Annotated in this window: 18 protein-coding genes; 7 read left to right on the plus strand and 11 right to left on the minus strand. The window is 71.4% G+C overall.

Translation table 11 applies throughout. From position 1 onward, the window contains the following. Positions 1 to 21 precede the first annotated feature (21 nt). The 3 genes from ACIP6U_RS01375 to ACIP6U_RS01385 all read left to right on the plus strand — a co-directional run bounded on the left by ACIP6U_RS01375 (position 22) and on the right by ACIP6U_RS01385 (position 2,657). A complete protein-coding gene (locus tag ACIP6U_RS01375) occupies positions 22 to 693 on the plus strand; it encodes a TetR/AcrR family transcriptional regulator (RefSeq protein ID WP_401711206.1) in 672 nt (223 codons plus the stop codon). 96 nt (positions 694 to 789) lie between these two features. Next, positions 790 to 1,629 carry an acyl-CoA thioesterase gene (locus tag ACIP6U_RS01380; RefSeq protein WP_401711209.1) on the plus strand — a complete coding sequence of 280 codons (840 nt, stop codon included), beginning with the start codon at positions 790 to 792 and terminating at the stop codon, positions 1,627 to 1,629. After that, entirely contained in the window at positions 1,626 to 2,657 is a 1,032-nt protein-coding gene (locus ACIP6U_RS01385; RefSeq protein WP_401711211.1) for a dihydrodipicolinate reductase, read from the plus strand. Before ACIP6U_RS01380 ends, ACIP6U_RS01385 begins: the two co-directional genes overlap by 4 nt. A 93-nt stretch (positions 2,658 to 2,750) precedes the next feature. Here ACIP6U_RS01385 and ACIP6U_RS01390 read toward each other — a convergent pair whose 3' ends face one another. After that, the gene (locus ACIP6U_RS01390) at positions 2,751 to 3,905 is read right to left on the minus strand and encodes a thiolase family protein (protein WP_401711214.1); all 1,155 of its coding nucleotides are present in this window, start codon (positions 3,903 to 3,905) and stop codon (positions 2,751 to 2,753) included. A 100-nt stretch (positions 3,906 to 4,005) separates the two neighbouring features. On the opposite strand from ACIP6U_RS01390, the gene ACIP6U_RS01395 reads away from it, so the two are divergent. Then, positions 4,006 to 4,773, plus strand: a complete 768-nt coding sequence (locus tag ACIP6U_RS01395; protein ID WP_401711217.1) for an SDR family NAD(P)-dependent oxidoreductase — start codon at positions 4,006 to 4,008, stop codon at positions 4,771 to 4,773. 60 nt (positions 4,774 to 4,833) lie between these two features. Here ACIP6U_RS01395 and ACIP6U_RS01400 read toward each other — a convergent pair whose 3' ends face one another. The 4 genes from ACIP6U_RS01400 to ACIP6U_RS01415 are packed head-to-tail and all read right to left on the minus strand — an operon-like array spanning position 4,834 to position 9,030. Continuing rightward, on the minus strand, positions 4,834 to 5,619 hold the full coding sequence (locus ACIP6U_RS01400; protein WP_401711220.1) for an enoyl-CoA hydratase/isomerase family protein: 786 nt from the start codon (positions 5,617 to 5,619) through the stop codon (positions 4,834 to 4,836). Position 5,620: 1 nt separating this feature from the next. Continuing rightward, positions 5,621 to 6,709, minus strand: a complete 1,089-nt coding sequence (locus ACIP6U_RS01405) for an acyl-CoA dehydrogenase family protein (protein WP_401711223.1) — start codon at positions 6,707 to 6,709, stop codon at positions 5,621 to 5,623. Beyond that, entirely contained in the window at positions 6,696 to 7,589 is an 894-nt protein-coding gene (locus ACIP6U_RS01410; RefSeq protein WP_401711226.1) for an acyl-CoA dehydrogenase family protein, read from the minus strand. The genes ACIP6U_RS01405 and ACIP6U_RS01410 overlap by 14 nt, the downstream gene beginning before the upstream one ends. After that, positions 7,567 to 9,030: a class I adenylate-forming enzyme family protein gene (locus tag ACIP6U_RS01415; RefSeq protein WP_401711228.1), complete on the minus strand. Its 1,464-nt coding sequence runs from the start codon at positions 9,028 to 9,030 to the stop codon at positions 7,567 to 7,569. The genes ACIP6U_RS01410 and ACIP6U_RS01415 overlap by 23 nt, the downstream gene beginning before the upstream one ends. A gap of 97 nt (positions 9,031 to 9,127) precedes the next feature. Between ACIP6U_RS01415 and ACIP6U_RS01420 the strand changes: the two genes are divergently transcribed. Then, complete coding sequence (locus ACIP6U_RS01420) at positions 9,128 to 10,144, plus strand: 2Fe-2S iron-sulfur cluster-binding protein (protein ID WP_401711231.1); 1,017 nt, start codon at positions 9,128 to 9,130, stop codon at positions 10,142 to 10,144. 21 nt (positions 10,145 to 10,165) lie between these two features. On the opposite strand, the gene ACIP6U_RS01425 is transcribed toward ACIP6U_RS01420, so the two are convergent. The 4 genes from ACIP6U_RS01425 to ACIP6U_RS01440 all read right to left on the minus strand — a co-directional run bounded on the left by ACIP6U_RS01425 (position 10,166) and on the right by ACIP6U_RS01440 (position 14,208). After that, a complete protein-coding gene (locus ACIP6U_RS01425; protein ID WP_401711234.1) occupies positions 10,166 to 11,200 on the minus strand; it encodes a CaiB/BaiF CoA transferase family protein in 1,035 nt (344 codons plus the stop codon). Continuing rightward, entirely contained in the window at positions 11,197 to 12,153 is a 957-nt protein-coding gene (locus ACIP6U_RS01430) for a TIGR03564 family F420-dependent LLM class oxidoreductase (RefSeq protein ID WP_401711237.1), read from the minus strand. Before ACIP6U_RS01430 ends, ACIP6U_RS01425 begins: the two co-directional genes overlap by 4 nt. Positions 12,154 to 12,167: 14 nt before the next feature. Further along, on the minus strand, positions 12,168 to 12,557 hold the full coding sequence (locus ACIP6U_RS01435) for a cobalamin B12-binding domain-containing protein (RefSeq protein ID WP_401711240.1): 390 nt from the start codon (positions 12,555 to 12,557) through the stop codon (positions 12,168 to 12,170). Between the two features lie 70 nt (positions 12,558 to 12,627). Further along, entirely contained in the window at positions 12,628 to 14,208 is a 1,581-nt protein-coding gene (locus ACIP6U_RS01440) for a methylmalonyl-CoA mutase family protein (RefSeq protein WP_401711241.1), read from the minus strand. Positions 14,209 to 14,300: 92 nt separating this feature from the next. Here ACIP6U_RS01440 and ACIP6U_RS01445 point away from each other — a divergent pair, with 92 nt between their 5' ends. Both ACIP6U_RS01445 and ACIP6U_RS01450 read left to right on the plus strand, forming a co-directional pair. Next, the gene (locus ACIP6U_RS01445; RefSeq protein ID WP_401711243.1) at positions 14,301 to 15,353 is read left to right on the plus strand and encodes an enoyl-CoA hydratase/isomerase family protein; all 1,053 of its coding nucleotides are present in this window, start codon (positions 14,301 to 14,303) and stop codon (positions 15,351 to 15,353) included. Next, positions 15,343 to 16,806, plus strand: a complete 1,464-nt coding sequence (locus ACIP6U_RS01450; RefSeq protein ID WP_401711245.1) for an amidohydrolase family protein — start codon at positions 15,343 to 15,345, stop codon at positions 16,804 to 16,806. Before ACIP6U_RS01445 ends, ACIP6U_RS01450 begins: the two co-directional genes overlap by 11 nt. Here ACIP6U_RS01450 and ACIP6U_RS01455 read toward each other — a convergent pair. Together ACIP6U_RS01455 and mftF are read right to left on the minus strand one after the other, a co-directional pair. After that, positions 16,799 to 18,124 (minus strand): CoA transferase, encoded by a 1,326-nt coding sequence (locus ACIP6U_RS01455; RefSeq protein ID WP_401711247.1) that lies wholly within the window; start codon positions 18,122 to 18,124, stop codon positions 16,799 to 16,801. The two genes, ACIP6U_RS01450 and ACIP6U_RS01455, sit on opposite strands and share 8 nt — an antisense overlap. After that, on the minus strand, positions 18,121 to 19,530 hold the full coding sequence (gene mftF / locus ACIP6U_RS01460; RefSeq protein WP_401711250.1) for a mycofactocin biosynthesis glycosyltransferase MftF: 1,410 nt from the start codon (positions 19,528 to 19,530) through the stop codon (positions 18,121 to 18,123). The genes ACIP6U_RS01455 and mftF overlap by 4 nt, the downstream gene beginning before the upstream one ends. Positions 19,531 to 19,535 lie beyond the last annotated feature (5 nt).

Below are 19,535 nucleotides of genomic sequence, written 5' to 3' on the forward strand. Positions count from 1 at the left end.
GACTGCAGTAATGTTCTCCCCATGGCACAGAAGGCGGACCAGCCCGTGAGCACCCCCAGTGAGGAACCGGCCTGGAAGCAGCGCGCGGTCGAGCGCTCCACCCAGGCGGCGAAACGTCGGGCCGAGCAGAGGGTCGAACGGTTCCTCGACGCGGCGCAGGCGATCATGGCGGAGAAGGGCACGACGGACTTCACCGTGCAGGAGGTCGTCGACCGGTCCCGCCAGTCGTTGCGGAGCTTCTATCAGCACTTCGACGGGAAGCACGAGTTGCTGCTCGCGCTGTTCGAGGACGCGATGAGCAAGTCCGCGGAGCACCTTCGCACCATCGCGGCCGAGGAGTCCGACCCGTTGGACCGGGTGCGGGTCGTCGTCCAGGAACTGTTCGAGAGTTCGCGCCCCGATCCGTCCGGCAAGCAGCGTCCGCTGTTCACGGACTTCGCACTGCGCCTACTGGTCTCGCACCCGGCCGAGATGCGGGTCGCGAACGCACCGCTGCTCGCGCTGTTCACCGAGCTGATGACGGCCCTCGAAGAGGCCGACCTACTGCGCGAGGGCTTCAAGGCCCGCCGGGTGGCCGCGCTGACCATGCAGACCGTCATGTTCAACGCGCAGTCCAGCGGCCAGGAGGGATCCCACCCGCTCACCGCGGAGGAGATCTGGGACTTCGTCGCCAACGGCTTCACGCGCGACTGAGTTCGGCCGAGCTCGACCAAGGGACGCCGACCGCCCTGACGTCGAAGCACGAGAACACCATTCTCCCACTCGAAAATATCGCTTACGCTCAAGGCCATGCCGCTTGCCTTGAGTGAACTCTGGGACGACCTGCTCGCCTGTCTCGATCTGCGGGCACACGCTTCGGACGCGCTCCTCGTCTACGAGGGGCGCAACCAACTACTGGGCTACCACCGGGTGTTCGGCGGTCAGCTCCTGGCCCAGTTCGTCCGGGCCGCGCAGCTCGCCTGTCCGACCAAGACCGTCAAGTCGCTGCACGTCCTCTTCGCGCGGGCGGGCCGACCCGAGGAACCGGTCCGCTACGAGGTGGACCGCCATCACGACGGCGGGTCCTTCGCCGCACTGACGATCGTGGCCCGGCAGCGGAAGGGCGTGGTCGCCACCGCGTCGGTGTCGCTGCACGTCCCGGAGGACGGCCCCGCCCTCCAGTCGGTCGACCCCGTCCCCACCCTGCCCTGCCCGGAGCAGCGCACGGAGTTCGACCTGCTGCCCTGGGAGACGCGGACGGCCGCCGACCTGGACTCCCCGCTCTCCGAGACACCCGAGTTCGAGCTGTGGATGCGCACCCCTGCGGCCGAGCCCCAACTGGCGCCCGCCCTCACGGCGTACGCCACCGATCTCACCCTCATCGGCACCGCGCTGCGCCCGCTCGCCGGCGTGACCCAGCACGACTCCGGGAAGGCGTTCACCTCCGCCGTCACCGCGCACACGGTCTGGTTCCACCGCCCGTTCCGCGCCGCGGACTGGCTGCTGTTGCGCCAGCACAGTCCGGTGTTGGCGCACGGCCGCTGCTTCGGCCGGGGCGACGTCCTGACCGAGGACGGCACGCTGGTCGCGTCCTACGCGCAGGAGGCGTTGCTGCGTTTCACGCCGGCGGAGCCGTCGGAGGAGCGATGACGACGTACCGGGTCGTCCAGTGGGCCACCGGCACGATCGGGGCCCGCTCGCTGCGTGCCCTCGTCGAACACCCCGGGTTGAGCCTGGCGGGGGTGTACGTCCACTCACCGGAGAAGGCCGGGCTGGACGCCGGGGAACTGTGCGGGCTCGACTCCACCGGCGTGACGGCCACGCGGAACATCGAGGACGTCGTGGGGCTCGGCGCGGACTGCGTGCTGTACATGCCGCTCCAGTGCGATCTCGACGAAGTGTGCCGGTTGCTGGAGTCGGGCGCGAACGTCGTGACCACGCGCGGTGAGTTCCATCATCCGGGGAGCATGGATCCCGAGGAGCGCAAACGGGTCGAGGCCGCGTGCGAGCGCGGCGGTACCTCGATCCACAGCACGGGCAGCAGCCCCGGGTTCATCACGGAGGCGGTACCGCTGGTGCTCACGTCGATAGCGCGCCGGGTCGACGCGCTGACCATCGACGAGTACGCCGATCTCTCCCAACACCCCTCCCCCGAGCTGCTGTTCGACGTGATGGGCTTCGGTGTCTCACCGGCCGAGTTCGCCGAGGAACGGCTGTCTCGGGCGCGGACCAGCTTCGGTCCGTCGCTGCGGCTGATCGCGGAGGCGTTGTCGTTGCGGCTCGATGCGCTGGAGGCGAGCGGGGAGTTGGCGACCGCCCGGCGCCGAGTCCACATCGCGGCGGGCGAGTTGGCGCCGGGGACGGTCGCCGCGCAACGGCTGACGGTCGCCGGGATGCGCGACGGTCACCCGCTGCTGCGGTTCCGCGCCACCTGGTACTGCACCACCGACCTCGACCCGGCCTGGGGGTTGGGCGACACGGGCTGGCACGTCTCCGTCGCGGGCGACGCGCCGCTCGAAGTGAGCCTGCGGCTGCCGGTGCCGCTCGACCGCATGGCCGAGGTGTCGCCGTCGTACACGGCCAACAGGGCGGTGAACGCGGTGCCGTTGGTCTGTGCGGCGGCCCCTGGGATCCGTACGACGCTGGATCTTCCCCAGGTGACGACGACGTTGGGGTGAGCGACGTTCACGTGAGCGACGTTGGGGTGAGGTGCGGCGCTGGACCGGGGCGTTCCAGAGCACACGAACGCCCCTCCATCTCCTCGACCCCCTCTACGGGGCGGCCACCTCGATCACCATCGCCGACCCCATCCCCCCGCCCGCGCACATCGACGCGACCCCGATTCCGCCGCCCCGGCGCCGCAGTTCATGGACGAGGGTGACCAGCATGCGGGCGCCGGTGGCGGCGACGGGGTGGCCGAGGGAGCAGCCACTGCCGTTGACGTTCAACCGGTCCGGGTCGAGGTCGAGGAGGCGGACGGCGGCGACGGCCACGGAGGCGAAGGCCTCGTTGATCTCGTACAGGTCGACGTCGGCGGCCGAAAGACCCGCGCGGGCCAGCGCCTTGGGGATCACCTTGACCGGTGCGAGCCCGGTCTCCGCGGGATCGACGCCGACGGACGCCCAGGAACGGACGGTGGCCAGCACGGGCAGCCCCTCCGCGGCCGCCGTGCTGTCGCTCGCGACGACCAGGGCCGCCGCGCCGTCGTTGCCGCCGCAGGCGTTGCCCGCGGTGATGCTGAACCCCTCGATCTCGGGGTGCAGCGGCTTGAGTGAGGCGAGCTTCTCCAACGACGTGTTGCGGCGCGGGTGTTCGTCCACGGAGAAGAGACCTCCAGGGGTCTCGACGGGGACGAGTTCGGCGTCGAAGCGGCCCTCGTCGATGGCGCGGACGGCGTTGCGGTGCGAGCGCAGCGCCCAGGCGTCCATGTCGGCGCGGGAGATGTCCGCCCGTCGGGCGACGTTCCAGCCGATGGTGATCGACATGTCGTTGTTGGGGGCGTCCGGCCGGTCGGGATGGGTGGGCGGCATCCAGGGCTCGACCCACTCGCCGTCGATCCGGAAGGCGGACTTCGGCGCGGTGGACGCGGAGTTGACGCCACCGGCGATGACGAGTTCGTCCATGCCGGCACGGATGCTCGCCGCGGCCCCCGCGACGGCGGACAGACCGGCGGCGCAGTGCCGGTTCAGTGCTTGACCGGGGGCAGCGGTCAGCCCGGTGGTCAGGGCGGCGTGCCGGGCCAGCACACCACCGCCGTAGAGGCCCTCGCCGAGGATCACGTCGTCGACGCGGTCCGGGTCGAGCCCTTCCGCCGCGGCACCGACGATGCGATGGGCCAGGTCGAACGCCGTGGTGGCACGCAGGGTCCCCTTGAACGCGGTGCCGATGGGGGTGCGCAGGGCGGACACGATGACTGCCTCGGGCATGGAGGTCTCCAACTCGGCGGGGCCGGACCAGGATCACATCCGGAATGAGAATGCTACTCTCACAATTCTAGAACCATGTATGCCTCAGAGGGGAGTCGCGATGCAGGTTCAGGGCACTTCGGCGCTCGTGGTCGGCGGGGCGGGCGGGCTGGGCGAGGCCACGGTCCGCCGACTGCGCGCGGCCGGGGCGGAGGTGGTGGTCGCGGACCTGGCCGACGACAAAGGCAAGGCCCTGGAGGAGGAGCTGGGCATCCGTTACGTGCGCGCGGACGCCACCGACGAGGACGACGTACGCAACGCGATCGACCACGCCGACTCCCTTGCCCCGCTGCGGATCTCGGTCGACACGCACGGCGGCCCCGCGAGCGGCGGACGCCTGATCGGCCGGGACGGCGAGCCGCTGGACCTCGCCGGGTTCCGCCGGACCATCGACATCTACCTCACCGGCGTCTTCAACGTGCTGCGCCTGGCCGCCGCCGCGATCGCCCGCCACGAACCGCTCGACGCGGACGGCGGCCGGGGCGTCGTCGTCAACACCGCCTCCATCGCCGCGTACGAGGGCCAGATCGGCCAACTCCCCTACGCCGCCGCCAAGGGCGGGGTCGCCGCCATGACCCTGGTCGCCGCGCGCGACCTCTCCCCCCTCGGCATCCGGGTCGTCACCATCGCACCCGGCACCTTCCTCACCCCGGCCTACGGCAAGGCGGGTGACCAGCTGGAGGCGTACTGGGGCCCACAGATACCCCACCCGAGACGAATGGGCCGCTCCGCCGAGTACGCGGCCCTGGTCCAGCACGTCTGCGAGAACGACTACCTCAACGGTGAAGTGATCCGCCTGGACGGGGCGTTGAGGTTCCCGCCGAAGTGACCCGCCGGGTCCGGCCTCAGTCGCCGGCTCCGAAGTGAACCGGCACGCCGACCCTCCCCGTCACCCTCTACCGCCCGCCAGTCGCTCGATGCTCTCCCTGAAGTCCTCCGACTGGAACGACAGTTCCTCCGCCGTGGTGGCGTAGTCGAGCGTCGCGAGGACCGCGCGTTCCAGGTGCGTGTTGAGGAGGCGTTTGGTGCTCTCGGCGGCCTGGCGGGGCAGTCCGGCGATGCGTTTGGCGCAGGCCATGGCCTCGGCGAGGGGGTCGGTGACCACGTGGTTGGCGAGGCCCAGGGCGACGGCCTTCTCGGCCGGGATGCGGGCGCCGGTGAGGGCGTACTCCTTGGCGAGGAGCAGGCTGGTGTGCAGCGGCCAGGTGAGTGGGCCGCCGTCGGCCGCGACCAGGCCGACCTGGACGTGCGGGTCGGCGAGGTAGGCGGACTCGGCCATGTAGACGACGTCGCTGAGGGCTACGAGGCTGCACCCGAGGCCCACGGCCGGGCCGTTGACGGCGGCGACGACGGGGACACGGCAGCGGACCATGCCGAGGACCAGGTCGCGGCCGTGCGCGATGGTCCGGGAGCGCAGGTCGGCGTCGCGTCTGATCTCGTCGAGGTAGGTGAAGTCACCGCCCGCGGAGAAGGCCTTGCCCGCGCCGGTGAGCACGGCCGCGCGGGCGTCCCGGTCGTCGGCGAGGCGCGGCCAGAGGTGGGCCAGGCCGGTGTGGAGCGGGTCGTTGACGGCGTTGTAGGCGTCGGGCCGGTTCAGGGTGATGATCCGCAGCGGGCCGTCCGCGCGGACGTCGATCTCCTCCGGCATGCCGTACATGTTCTGACCGTCCGTCATGTCAGGCTCCCAGTCCGAGGATCCGCGCGGCGATGATGTTCTTCTGGATCTGCGAGGTGCCGCCCATGACGCTCTGCGCGCGGCTGTAGAGGTAGGCGCCGAGCAGTTCGGGGTCCTCGGTGCCGCCGACGGTCAGGGCCGCGTGTCCGACGGCCTGTTCCACCCAGGTCATGAGGAGTTTGTCGAGCGAGCCCTCGGGCCCGTGCGAGACCCCGTCGAGCTGCTCCGACAGCCGCCGCCGTACATGCAGCCGCAGCATCTCCGTCTCTACGACGGCCCAGCCCAGCTCCGGTGGCAACGCGCCCGGCGTGCGGTCCACCAACTCCCGGACGAGCTTGCCGTAGCGGGCCGAGAAGCCGAGCGTCGACGGCTCCCGCTCGTGCCCCGCGACCGTCATGGCCAGCGCCCAGCCGTCCCCGGGCGCACCCACCATCTGGTCGGCGGGCACGGTCGCGCCGTCGAAGAGAACCTGGCCGAACTCCTTGGTGGCCCCGCTCATCATCTGCAACGGCCGTTGCTCGACGCCGGGTTGGTCCATGGCGATGATGAACGCCGAGATCCCTCTGTGCCGCGGCACGTCCGGGTCGGTGCGGGCCAGCAGCAGGCACCAGTCCGCCACGTCGGAGTAACTGGTCCAGATCTTGTGGCCGTTGACGACATAGGTGTCGCCATCGCGCGTGGCGGTCGTCGTCAGGGACGCGAGGTCCGAGCCGGCGCCGGGTTCGCTGAAGCCCTGGCACCAGCGTTCGGTGCCGTCGATCATGCCGGGCAGGAAGCGGCGGCGCAGCTCCTCGCTGCCGTGCCGGCCGAGGCCCTGGACGAGGTAGCCGAGGCTGGGGCGGGCCGGAGCTGCGGCACGGGCGAGTTCCTCGTCGAGGATGACGTCGTAGACCGGCGGCAGTTCGTGGCCGCCGTACGCCTTGGGCCAGGACAGCCCGAAGAAGCCGGCCGCGTACAGGTCCCGGTGCCAGTCCCCCTGCCGCGCCCAGTACGCGTCACCGGCGGTCGGGAACGTCCCGGCCCGCTCGGCCAGCCAGGCGCGCAGCCGCTCGCGGAACGCGGCCTCCTCGGGCGCGTCACGAAAGTCCACGGTCGATCTCCTCCAGGCGGACGGGGAACAGGTCGGCGGACGTCAACGCCCGGCGCAGATACACATGGGCGAGGCACTCCCACGTGTTGCCGATGCCGCCGTGCACCTGAACGGCGGTCTCACAGACCGTGCGGGCCGCTCGGGCGCAGTAGAGCTTGGCGATGCGGGCGGCGCGGATCGCCTCGGTCGGCGGCAGTTCGTCGACGGCCCAGGCGGCGTGCCGCAGCACGCTCACCGAGCCCTCGATCAAGGCAAGGCCCTCGGCGAGGGGATGCGCAACCGCCTGATAGGAACCGATCGTTCGGCCGTACTGCTCACGGAGCCCCGCGTAGTCGCAGGCGAGGGCATGGGCGCCGCGAGCCGTGCCCACCAGGTCAGCGCAGGTGGCGACCAGCGCCAACGCCCGCCAGCGGTCGGCCACTTCGTCGGAGACGGTTCCGATCGGCTCCAGCGGTCCGCGCAGTTCGGCGTTGCGTCTGGTCAGGTCGGCGCCTGGCACGAGTCCGCCGGTCTCGGCGAACAGCAGCCGGTTCCCGTCCAGGGAAAGGGCCCGGTGCATTCCGCGTGCGTCCCGCGCCAGGCCGGACACGACGATCGCGGCCGACGAGTCGTCCCGGATCAGGTCGTCGGCGAGTACGGGCCCCAGGAGCGGTACGTCGACCAGCCCGCGCCCGAACTCCTCGACGACCAACGCCACTTCGACCCCGGTCGCCCCGTCGGAGCGCAGCGCCCGCCAGCCCGTCGCCGCCACGGCCTTCTCCAGCCGGGCGATCCGGTCACCGTCGTCCAGGTCGAGAACCGAACCGGGGCCGAGATCGGCGGCCAACCGGGCGGCGGCTTGGCGGAGTTGAAGCTGCTCAGCTGTCAGACGTACGTCCATCACGCTCCTCGGAAGGCCGTTCGTGGAGGGGCCCCTCCTGGCGAAGCCGTTCCTTGAGGAGCCGTTCCTTGAGAACCCGACGCAGCACCTTCCCGGACGGCAGCCGCGGGATCTCGCTCACGAACTCCACGTGCCGGGGCCGTTTGTAGGAGGCCAGACGCGCGCCGACCAGCTCAACGAGTTCGGCCGCCTCCACCGGCCCGGCCCGTTGCACCACGGCCACGACCGCCTCTCCGTCCGCGCCGTCAGGGATGCCGAACACCGCGCAGTCGGCGACGGCGGGATGCCCGTGCAGCACGGCCTCGACCTCGGCGGGAGCGACCTGGAACGCCCTCACCTTGATCATCTCCTTGGAGCGGTCGGTGAGATACAGCCAGCCGTCCGCGTCGACACTGCCGACGTCACCGGTGCGGTACCAGCCGCCGTGGAGGGCGTCCGCGGTGGCCTCGGCAGGCAGGTAGCCGGCCATCAGAGACGCCGACCGCACCTCGATCTCCCCGGTCCCGCCCGGGTCCACCGGCTCTCCGGTCTCCAGCGACACCACGCGCACGCGCACACCGGGGACCGGGCGCCCCGGCGTGTCCAGGCGGGCTCCGTCGAGCGGGTTGCAGGCGATGACGGGCAGTTCGCTGGTGCCGTAGGCGGGCACCCACGCGACCCCGGTACGCCGGGTGACGGTCTCGGCGATGCTCGGCGTCACCGGTGTCGCGCCCCACATGATGTAGCGCAGCGACGACAGGTCGTACCGCTCCAGTTTCGGGTGGGAGGCGATGGCGAGCGCGATGGGCGCGACGGCCATCTCGACGGTGATGCGGTCCAGTTCGATGTGGTGCAGCAGCCGGTCGAGGTCGAAGCGGCGATGCAGGCGCACCCAGGCACCCGTCTCCAGCGCGGTGACGATGTTGAGCAGGCCGAGGATGTGCGAGGGCGGTGTCGCGATCTGGATGCGGTCGGTGGAGCTCAACCGGAGGCAGTCACGCCAGTGGTTCACGGCGGCCGCGAGCGAACCGTGCGTGTGGCGGACCGCCTTGGGCATGCCGGTGGTGCCCGAGCTGAACACGAGGACGGCGTCGGACGCGGGGTCGGGCGGTGCGGGGGACGTCGCTCCCGGCGTGATCGGCGCATCCAGGTGCAGCATCGGCATGAGGCCCGCGAGGACGGGGTGATCGCCCACGGCATGAGCCGGCTCGGTGATCTCCAGGGCGTGTTCGACCTCGCCCCGCTTCCACGCCGGACTGAGCAGGACCGCCACCGCCCCCAGCCGCCAGACGGCCTGGACGGCGATCACGAACTCGGGCCGGTTGGACGACATGAGCGCGACCCGCTCCCCGGCCCGCACGCCCCGCTCCGCCATCGTCCGAGCCAGCCCGTCCGCGAGCGCCGTCAACTCACCCCGGCCGTACTCCCGCTCCTCGAAGGCCAGCGCGGCCCGTTCACTCATCTCTCGTCCCCACCCGTTGAGAGGGCCCCATCTGATTGATGAGAATAGTATTCTCACTTCGATAGAACCTTGATACCAGAGCCCGAGGAGGGCGTCCATGGCGAGCCCCGCCCTGTTCCGCCGTGCGACCGTCGTCAAGGTCGTCCACGAGACCAACGACGCACGGACCTTCGTACTCGCCCCGCACGAAGGCCCGTTCGCCTATCAGGCGGGGCAGTTCTGCGTCTTCCGGGTCCAGGTGGACGGCAGGGACCTGCTGCGCTCGTACTCGATGTCGAGCGCCCCCGAGACCGACTCCGATCTGATGACGACGGTGAAGCGCGTGCCGGGCGGCAAGGTCTCGAACTGGCTGATCGACCACGTCGTCGAGGGCCATGAGGTCGAACTCACCCAGCCCAGGGGCCTGTTCTGCCTCCGCGAGGCCGCCACCCCGCTGCTCGGCTTCAGTGGCGGCAGCGGAATCACCCCGATCCTCTCCCTGGCCAAGAGCACGCTGGCGACGACCGATCGCGGCGTCCGCCTGCTCTGCGCCGACCGCGACCGGGAGTCGGCGATCTTCGACTCGGTGCTGGCGGATCTGACCGCCTGCCACCCCGGCCGGTTGACGGTCGTACGGCACCACGATGCCGACCGAGGTTACCTCGACGCCGACGGGATAAGGGAGTTCGTCGGGTCGGACGCCGACGCGGACGCGTACGTCTGCGGTCCCGAGCCGTTCATGGAACTGGTGGAGTCGGCGCTGCCGGGGCCCGGGCGGGTGTTCAGCGAACGGTTCGGCGCCGGCCCGGCGCCCGCACCCGCGCTTACGCCCGCATCGGCACCGACACCCGCACCCGAAGACACCGGCACCGTCACCATCCTGCTGGGCAACAAGCGCGTCTCCGTGCCCAAGCACCCGAACGAGACCCTCCTCCAGAGCGCCCGCCGCGCAGGCCTCGCCCCGCCCTTCTCCTGCGAGGCGGGCAATTGCGCCACGTGCATGGCCAAGTTGACGCAGGGCACGGCGACGATGCCGGTGAACGACGCGCTGACCGAGGACGAGGTGGCGGAGGGTTACGTCCTCACCTGCCAGGGCGTTCCGGACGAGGGGTCGGTCACTGTCCACTACGAATGAGTACGAGTGGGTCGGCGGGAGTCAGCCGTGCTCGCCCAACCCCGGCGGCGGCCGATACGCGGGCTCGTACCCGGCGACCCGCACCGGGCTGCCGACCAGCCGGTACTTCCCGGCCCTCACGATCATCTCCGGTGCGGCGTCCAGGGCTTCGGGCAGTGTGCGCACGGCCGCCGCCGGTACGCCGAGGGGCCGCAGCCGCGCCTCCCAGCCACGTGCCGTGTCGGCACCGAGGGCTCGCGTGACGGCGGCGAGGACCTCGTCCCGCCGGGCCGCGCGCTCGGCCATCGTCGGAAACCCGTCGATCCCCGCCTCGCCGGCGAACGCCCTCCAGAAGCCGTCGTGCGTGACGAACAGCGCCAAGTAGCCCTCGGCGGTGGGGAACAGCTGGGCCGGCACATAGTAGGAATGTGCGCCGAAGGGCATCCGGCGCGGCTCGACCTCGTCGTTGAGGTAGGCCGACGCCCGGTAGTTGAGCTGGGCGAGCATCACGTCCCGTAGGGCGACCTCGACTTGTCCGCCGCGCCCGGAGACGATCTGCGCGAGCAGGCCCAACGCGGCTGTGAGAGCGGCCGAGTTGTCGACGGAGGAGTATCCGGGCAGGGTCGGCGGCCCGTCCGGGTGGCCGGTGAGCGCGGCGACGCCGGTCGCGGCCTGGATGACGTAGTCGAAGGCGGGATCGTCGCCCGCGTCGAGCCCGTGTCCGGTGACGGCGACGCACACGATCCGCTCGTTGAAACGGCGCAGGGCGTCATAGGTGAGACCGAGCCGGCGTATGACCGAGGGCTTGAGGTTCACCAGCAGAGCGTGGGCGTCGGCGGCCAACTCCCCTACCCTTGCCTGCCCTTCAGGGGTGGTGAGGTCGAGGCAGATGCTGCGCTTGTTCCGGTTGATGCTGGCGAAGTAGGCGTCGCCGACCTGGCGGGAGAGGTCACCGCCGGGCGGCTCGATCTTGGTGACCTCGGCGCCGAGGTCGGCGAGCAGCATGGTGGCGAACGGGCCCGCGAGGATGTGGCCGACCTCCAGGATCCGGATGCCCGCCAGCGGTCCCGGGGTCACCGGAACTCCGCCGCGAGCGAGGCGATCATCTCGCGCGTACGGAGCTTGGAGGCGACGAGTTCGTCCCGGCCCTGGCCGATCGGCAGCAGCCGTACGGACAGGTCGGTGACGCCCGCGTCCGCGAACCGCTTGAAGCGCGCGGCGATCGCCGCCTCGTCGCCCGCCGCGCACAGGTCGCCGACGTCCCGGGCGTCGCCGTAGTCCAGGAGACGTTGGTAGTTGGGCGAGATCTCGGCCTCGCCGAGAATGCGGTTCGCGCGTTCGCGGGCCGCGTCGACCTCGGCGGGGCGGCAGAGGCAGACGGGGATGCCGGCGACGACCCGTGGGGCCGAACGCCCGGCCGCCTCGGCCGATTTGGTGATGCGGGGTACGACGTGGTCGGCGACGGCCCGTTCGTCGGCCATCCATAGGATGGTTCCGTCGGCCCGCTCGCCTGCGAGGCGCAGCATGACCGGGCCGAGGGCGGCGAGCAGGACGGGCAACGGGGCGACGGGGGCGAGGTCGAAGGGGTTGTGCACGGTGTAGGTGGGGTTCTCGACGTCGATCGGGCCCGGGCCGTTGCGGGCCGCGTCCAGGACGTCGAGGTAGTCGCGGGTGAGGCCGGCCGGACGTTCGTAGGGGAGGCCGAGCATGTCCTGGATGATCCAGTGGTGCGAGGGTCCGACACCGAGCGCAAGACGGCCACCCGCCGCCGCCTGCGCGGACAGGGCCTGGCGGGCGAGGGCGACGGGGTGTTGGGCCTGGAGCGGCACGACGGCCGTCCCCAACTCGATGCGGGAGGTGCTCGCGCCCATCAGCGCGACGGCGGTCAACGCGTCGAAATCAGAGGGGACTTGGGGCACCCAGGCGGTGTCCATGCCGGCCGACTCGGCCCACCGCACGTCCGCGATCATCCGCGAGACCTTCCGCGCGGAGTCCCCCCGCTCGGGGCCGATCATGACACCGATCCGCACGTGCCCTCCAAGGTTCAGGGTGAGGTGAGGGCGCGAACGTCCGCCACCACGACGTCAAGAGGTGTTCCGGTGGGGAACACGGCGACGGCGCCCACGGCCTTGAGGCGCGGGACGTCCGCCGGGGGGATCGTGCCGCCGACGACGACCCGGATGTCGTCCGCGTCGGCGGCCCTCAGCCCCTCGACGGTCCGGGCGGTGAGCGCCAGATGGGCGCCGGAGAGCATGCTCAGGCCGACCAGCGCCACGTCCTCCTGGACGGCGGTCGCCACGATGTCGTCGACGCGCTGCCGGATGCCGGTGAAGACGACCTCGAACCCGGCGTCGCGCAGTGCCCGCGCCACTATCTTGGCGCCCCGGTCGTGACCGTCGAGACCGGGCTTGGCGATCAGGATGCGAACTCCCATCAGAGCACCGCCGGTTGAAGAGAGCGGGTGCCCATCGCGATCAGCACCACCGGCAGGTCGCGGGCGCCCATCAGAACACCACCGGCTGTTGGAACTCGCCCCACACGCCCTTCAGGGCGGTCACCATCTCGCCGACCGTGCAGTAGGCGTCGGCGCAGTCGATCAGCGGGCCCATGAGGTTGTCGGTGCCCTCGGCGGCTCGGGAGAGGGCGGCCAGGCGGTCGCGGACGGCGGCCGGATCACGTTCGGCCTTGACCCGGGCGAGCCGCTTGAGCTGCACCTCGCGGCCTTTGGCGTCGAGTTCGTAGGTGGCGATGTCGGGGGCGGGCTCGTCCTCGGCGACGTACCGGTTGACCCCGACGACGGGCCGGGTGCCCGCCTCGACGTCCCGGTGCACCCGATAGGCCTCGTCGGCGATCAGCCCCTGCAGATAGCCGTCCTCGATCGCCCGGACCATCCCGCCGTGCGCCTCCAGATCGGCCATGATCTCGACGATCCGTTCCTCGGTGGCGTCGGTGAGCGCCTCGACGAAGTACGAGCCGCCCAACGGGTCGGCCACGCGGGCGACTCCGGTCTCGTGGGCGAGGATCTGCTGGGTGCGCAGGGCGAGCGTCGCGGACTCCTCACTGGGCAACGCGAACGGCTCGTCCCAGGCCGCCGTGAACATCGACTGCACACCCCCGAGTACGGAGGCGAGCGCCTCGTAGGCGACCCGGACGGTGTTGTTGCGGGCCTGCGGTGCGTACAGCGAGGCCCCGCCGGCGACGCACCCGAAGCGGAACATCGCCGCCTTGTCGGGCCCGGCCCCGTACCGCTCCCGCACGATGGTCGCCCAACGCCGCCGCCCGGCGCGGTACTTGGCGATCTCCTCGAAGAAATCACCGTGCGTGTAGAAGAAGAAGGAGACCTGCGGGGCGAACTGATCGATCGTCATACGTCCACGGGCCAGCACCGTGTCGCAGTACGTGACCCCGTCGGCCAGCGTGAACGCCATCTCCTGCACGGCATTGGCGCCCGCGTCGCGGAAGTGCGCGCCGGCCACCGAGATCGCGTTGAACCTCGGCACCTCGGCCGCGCAGAACTCGATCGTGTCGGCGATCAGCCGCAGCGACGGCTCGGGCGGCCAGATCCAGGTGCCGCGCGAGGCGTACTCTTTGAGAATGTCGTTCTGGATGGTCCCGGTGAGCTTCGCCCGGGGCACTCCCCTGCGCTCGGCCGCGGCCACGTAGAAGGCCAGCAGGATCGCCGCGGTCCCGTTGATCGTGAAGCTGGTGCTGATCCGGTCCAGGGGGATGCCCTCGAACAGCACCTCGGCATCCGCGAGCGTGTCCACGGCGACCCCGACCCGGCCGACCTCCTCGCTCACCTCCGGGTCGTCGGAGTCGTAACCGCACTGCGTGGGCAGGTCGAGCGCCACCGACAGGCCGGTGCCGCCCTGAGCCAGGAGGTAGTGGTAGCGACGGTTCGACTCCTCGGCGGTGCCGAACCCCGAGTACTGCCTGAGCGTCCACAGCCGTCCCCGGTACCCGGTGGCGTAGTTGCCCCGCGTGAAGGGGAACGCGCCCGGCGCGGGCGGCTCGGCGACCCGGTCCGCCGGTCCGTAGACCGGCTTCAGCGGGATGCCGGACGAGGTCTGGGCGAAGTCATTCATCGCCGGATACGGTACTTTCGAAAAACGAGAATGCCAATACCGTACGAGAGAATCAGATCCCATCCCGCGGAGTATCCGGATACGCTGGGTGAATGGACCCGGTCGACGTCGACGAGGGGTTGACGATCCGCCCCGACGGGCGCCCGCAGGCTCCGGTGCGGCGCCTGCTTCTCGACGACTGGGCCGACGGCGACCCCGCCCGAGCCGCCGCTCGTGTCCGCGACTCCCCGGCCCTCACGATCGGCATCGCGACCCGCCGACCTCCCGAACGACTACGCCCACTACTGGAAGCACTGACGCTCACCCTCGCCGCCGATCCGCAAGTGGACGCGTCCGACCGGACGTTGGTGCCCGTGCCGGATCCGCACACGGCCTTCGCCGACCTGGCCTCGGCCGCCTCGCGCCATCCGCAAGCGAGCCTGGCGCTGGGGCAGTTGCTGCGCCAGACACCCTCGCTCGACACCCTTCAGGGGCTGGCCGCGGAGGCAGCGGTGTACTCGATGCTCCTGGGCGGGGCGGAATTCGGAGCTTGGCTGGCCGATCGGAGAGCGACCCCGGCCCCCGCGACCGGCCACCCACTCATCCGCGTCGACCGGGAAGGCGACAGGCTGTCGATCCTGCTCGACCGACCGCAGCGACGGAACGCGTTCAGCTTCCGGATGCGGGAGGAGTTGTACGCGGCCCTGGAGATCGCCCTCCTCGACGACACCGTCAAGGAGGTCGAACTGGCCGGTGCCGGGCCGGTGTTCTGTAGCGGAGGCGATCTCGCCGAGTTCGGCAGCGCCCGGGATCTCGTGGCCGCGTACCTGGTGCGCCTGGACCGGGCGCCGTGGCGGTTGATCGACCGGATGCGGGAACGGGTGACCGTGCGGGCGCAGGGTGCGGCGGTCGGCGCGGGCATCGAACTCGCCGCCTTCGCTGGGCGGGTGACGGCCTCGCCCGAGACGTTCTTCCAGTTGCCCGAGCTGGGGATGGGCCTTGTGCCGGGCGCGGGCGGGACGGTGAGCGTGCCGCGCCGGATCGGGCGGTGGCGGGCCGCCTGGATGGTGCTGAGCGGGGCTCGCATCGACGCGGACACCGCGCTGCGGTGGGGGCTGGTGGACGAAGTGGCGCAGGCGGACGAGGTCGACGGCCATGGACGGTGACGTACTGCTGGCAGGCGTGGAGCTGTATCCGCTTCGGCGCGTGGCGGATGTGCGGCTCCGGGGAGGGGCGATCACCGAGATCGGGTCCCGACTCCCTCCTCGCGCCGACGAGTTCGTCGTACGAGGGGACGGCGGCGCACTGTTGCCCGGCCTCGCCGATCATCACCTCCACCTCGCGGCGATGGCGGCGGGCGACACGTCGTCGGACCTGACCGGGGTCTCGCGGGGCGAGCTCCCAGCGGTGCTTGCGCGGGCCTCTGTGGGTGAAGACGGGTGGGTACGGGCGGTCGGGTACGACGATGTCGTCCACGGGACCCTGGATCGCGACGTGTTGGACGGGTGGAGCGATGGCATGCCGGTGCGGGTGCAGCATCGGTCCGGGGCGTTGTGGGTGCTCAACTCGGCCGGGCTTGAACGGTTGACAGGGCTGGCAGGGATGGATCAGGACTCGGGGCGCGAACAGCCGGAGCGAGGCTCGGGTCGAGGACAGCTGGACCGGCTCGCGGCTCACGAAGGCATGGAGCGCGACAGCGCCGGTCGGCCCACCGGGCGCCTGTGGCGAGCCGACGCCTGGCTGCGGGACGCGCTCGGCGGACGACCTCCGTCGTTGCGGACAGTGGGCGCGCGGCTGGCTGCCCTCGGTGTCACCCATGTCGCCGACGCGACGCCGGACGCGGGCGCGGCCAAGGTCGTCGCCGATGCCGTACGGCAAGGTGAACTCCCCCAGCACGCCTTGCTGATGGCGGCCGACGCCGCTCCGCCCGACCACCCCCGACTGAGCCTCGGCCCGGTGAAGCTCGTCGTCGCCGACCACGCGCTCCCCGACCTCGACGGCCTCGCCGAGCGGATACGCCGGGCGCATGCCGACGGTCGCCCGGTCGCCGTGCACTGCGTGACACGCACGGCACTCGCGCTTACCCTCGCCGCGTTCGACCAGGCCGGCGGACTGGCCGACGACCGCGTGGAACACTGCGCCGTCGCCGACCTCGCCGCGGCCGAGGAACTGGCGGCCCGCGGTATCCGCGTAGTGACCCAGCCGACGCTCATCGCCCGGCGCGGCGACGACTATTGGGCCCGCGTCGACCCCGAGGACCGCCCTGACCTGTGGCGTTACGCCGGCCTGCTGCGAGCGGGCGTCCAGGTCGCGCCCAGCAGCGACGCGCCCTACGGCGACCCGGACCCCTGGGCCTGTCTGCGGGCCGCCGCCGAACGGACGACACCCTCAGGCCGGGTACTCGGACCGGCCGAACGGGTCGCTGCCGCAACCGTGCTACACGGCATGCTGTCGCCGCTGCACGACCCCGGCGGCCCTCCGCGCAGAATCGCCGAAGGGGACCCTGCCGACCTCGTACTGCTGGACCGGCCACTGGCCGATGCTCTGCACTCGCCGGACGCCGGGCAGGTGCGGGCCACGTTTATCGAGGGCCGGGTCGTGTACGGCGACCTCAGGTGACAGCCAACTCGCCGAGGACTCGGTCGGTGTCGGCACCCAACTTCGCTGCCTGCCCCGTCGGTTGGGGTACACGCGGCGGCAGTACGGCCTGACTGCGCCCGAGGTGCCGACACTCTACGACGTCACCCCTCACCGAATGTGCACCGTGCCCACCGGATTCCACCCCGGCGAACACCGCGGCCACATCCCTCATCGACACATCGATCAACTGCCCACCCCCACACGCCAAAGAACCCAGCGCACCCGCCGCCGCCGCCATCCCCGTCAGCGGATCAGCGACAGCATCCGCACAGAACACAGGCCGAATCGGCCCACCCTGCCCACCACTTGTCCAACCCACCAGCCCACCCGCAACAGCAGCGTCGTCACCGAACGCGACCCGCTCCGGCCGCCCACGCCCGTACCCGGTGATACTCACCCACACCTTCCCGGCACGGTGCTCGAGCCGCTCCGGCGCCAACCCCAACTGCGCCAGTGCACGCGGTCGAGAGGCTTCGATCACGACATCGGCCGCGCGTACGAGGTCAAGGAGGACCGCGCGCCCCTCGGCCGTGGCGAAGTCGACGGCGACACTCTCGTGCCCGGCGTGCAACCAGTCGTAGAAGCGTGGGCTCCCGCTGCGGGCGCCGTCGGGGCGGCTGGTGCTCTCCACCTTGACGACCCTGGCTCCGGCCTGGCCCAACAGGTGGGCGCACAGGGGACCGGCCCAGAGCGAGGAGAAGTCCACGACGAGCGCCCCCTCCAGCCGTACACGCCGGACAGGTGAAGCGATCCGCACGACTCGCCACGGCGCCTCAACGGCCAAGGGCGCGTCCGGCAGCGAAGCAGCAGGAACCCCGAACAGCCGTACATGCTCGGCGAATTCACGAGCCGCCGTGGCGCGTACAGCCGTCCCGAGCTCCCGCCAAGGGTCTGTCACGTCGGCACGGCCCAGGATGGCGGGGACGAGTTCGAGGTCGTCCGGGCGGCTGAGAGTGATCGCACACCAGCCGTCCGACGCGCGCAGCAACCGGGTTGCGCCACCGGCCGACGTACGGCCTCGCCGGGTCAACTTCCTGACACCGGCCCGACCGGTGAGAAGCAGCGCCGGGTCGACCTCAACCCTGCGTCCCGTCTCCGCGCTCAACGAAGCCAACGCCCCACTCACCTCGCCCAGCAGCGACCACATGGACCCCGGCGACAGCACGGGCGGGCCACTCGCCTCACCCGTGAGCGCCATGGCGCCGGACGCCGCCCAGTCGAGAAGGGCGCAGTCGGGCAACTTGGCGGCGGGGAGCGGCAGTTCACCTATGGCCCGCAACCATCGGCGTACGCTCATCGCCCCTCCGGCCTCCGGACGCCCCGTCTCCGGGCGTCCTGCCGCCGGATTTCCGGTAGCAGACATCGCATCGACCGCCCCCGAACCGCCCCCGCCCACAGCCCTGCCCCATAGGCGATGTCGTCAAGGCGGCGGGCGACGAGGAAGCGGATCAGGTCCAAGTCCGGTGCCCGGCGCCGGTGTTCGAGGAGTCCGTCGGCCACAGCGGCCAACACAGTGGCCCGGCGCACTCGGCGTGAGACAAGGCAGCCCGCAGCAGTCAGCGGCCACCAATGGCGCAGCAGTAGAGCCGCCGTCTGTTCGGCGGTCGCTGCCAGGGCCAGCCCGGTCAGGGAGGCCGCGAGTCGTTGCGGCTGTTCGGTACCCGCGGTCACGTCACGGGCGTAGCCGCGGCAGACAGCGCCGGCGACGATGGCGGCCACCGGGACGGACCAACGGCGTTGCGCGAGCAGGGCGATCGCCACCACCGCAGCCCACGGAGTGAGGGTGGCCGGGGCGATCGCCGAACCGTGCCGCTCGGCGAGGGCGCGCGCTCCGGAACCGTAATAGACCTTGCGAGCCGCCCAGTTGGCGAGGTGGGTGCGATGGTCGTGCCGGACCGTCACCGTCGGGTCGTAGCGGATCCGTCGGCCCTCGGCGGCCAAGCGCCAGACCAGGTCGACGTCCTCCCCGACCCGGAGGGCTTCCGTGAATCCGGCCCCGAGCGCGTCGACCCGGGCGACCAGACAGGCGCTGGGGAGCCACGACACACGCGAACGTGGGTGTACGAGGGCCGGGTCGAGGCCGAGGTCCAGCGAGGAGCGTGCCGCTTCGTACCGGGACAGCCAGCCGGGGCCCGCTTCGGCCAGGCCGAGGACGCGCGGGGCGACCATCGCCAACTCCGGGTCGTGGAAGTGGCGCAGGAGGGTGGACAGGGTATCCGGGTCGATGACCATGTCGGAGTCGGTGAACGCGACGTACGGCGTGCGGACTTGGCGCAGTCCTGCGTTGCGAGCCGCCGCCGGGCCGCAGTTGGTGTCGAGGACCACGAGGCGGGTGGCATGGCGGGCGGCGACGCGCGCCACGGAGAGCGGGTCTCGCGAGCCGTCGTCGACCACGATCACTGGTGCGTGGCCGCCTAGTCCGCTCAGCAGGCGGTCCAACTCCCGTGGTCGGTCACAGACCGGGACGACGACGGTGAGGAAGGCACCGTCCAGGACGGGCAGTTCGGCAGCGGCTGCGTGGGCCATGCCGAGGGCGAGGAGACGGTGCGCGAGGCGGTCCGCGGTGGGCCTTTCGATCCGGATCCGGCGGCCGGTCAGTAGAGGCACCGCGCGGGGCGCGAGTCGTACGAGCCGGGGTGGGCTGCCGCCGACGAGGACCCGGCCGTTGTCGTACTGCCTTACCTGGGGGCCGAGTCGGAGCACCGCGC

Source organism: Streptomyces sp. NPDC088794 (assembly GCF_044750545.1).
Classification (GTDB): Bacteria; Actinomycetota; Actinomycetes; order Streptomycetales; family Streptomycetaceae; genus Streptomyces.

Coding starts and splice junctions, on each gene's coding strand:
- ACIP6U_RS01375 (WP_401711206.1), top strand. CDS start 22: ATGGCACAGAAGGCGGACCAGCCCGTGAGCACCCCCAGTGAGGAACCG.
- ACIP6U_RS01380 (WP_401711209.1), top strand. CDS start 790: ATGCCGCTTGCCTTGAGTGAACTCTGGGACGACCTGCTCGCCTGTCTC.
- ACIP6U_RS01385 (WP_401711211.1), top strand. CDS start 1,626: ATGACGACGTACCGGGTCGTCCAGTGGGCCACCGGCACGATCGGGGCC.
- ACIP6U_RS01390 (WP_401711214.1), bottom strand. CDS start 3,905: ATGCCCGAGGCAGTCATCGTGTCCGCCCTGCGCACCCCCATCGGCACC.
- ACIP6U_RS01395 (WP_401711217.1), top strand. CDS start 4,006: ATGCAGGTTCAGGGCACTTCGGCGCTCGTGGTCGGCGGGGCGGGCGGG.
- ACIP6U_RS01400 (WP_401711220.1), bottom strand. CDS start 5,619: ATGACGGACGGTCAGAACATGTACGGCATGCCGGAGGAGATCGACGTC.
- ACIP6U_RS01410 (WP_401711226.1), bottom strand. CDS start 7,589: ATGGACGTACGTCTGACAGCTGAGCAGCTTCAACTCCGCCAAGCCGCC.
- ACIP6U_RS01415 (WP_401711228.1), bottom strand. CDS start 9,030: ATGAGTGAACGGGCCGCGCTGGCCTTCGAGGAGCGGGAGTACGGCCGG.
- ACIP6U_RS01420 (WP_401711231.1), top strand. CDS start 9,128: ATGGCGAGCCCCGCCCTGTTCCGCCGTGCGACCGTCGTCAAGGTCGTC.
- ACIP6U_RS01435 (WP_401711240.1), bottom strand. CDS start 12,557: ATGGGAGTTCGCATCCTGATCGCCAAGCCCGGTCTCGACGGTCACGAC.
- ACIP6U_RS01440 (WP_401711241.1), bottom strand. CDS start 14,208: ATGAATGACTTCGCCCAGACCTCGTCCGGCATCCCGCTGAAGCCGGTC.
- ACIP6U_RS01445 (WP_401711243.1), top strand. CDS start 14,301: ATGGACCCGGTCGACGTCGACGAGGGGTTGACGATCCGCCCCGACGGG.
- ACIP6U_RS01450 (WP_401711245.1), top strand. CDS start 15,343: ATGGACGGTGACGTACTGCTGGCAGGCGTGGAGCTGTATCCGCTTCGG.
- ACIP6U_RS01455 (WP_401711247.1), bottom strand. CDS start 18,124: ATGAGCGTACGCCGATGGTTGCGGGCCATAGGTGAACTGCCGCTCCCC.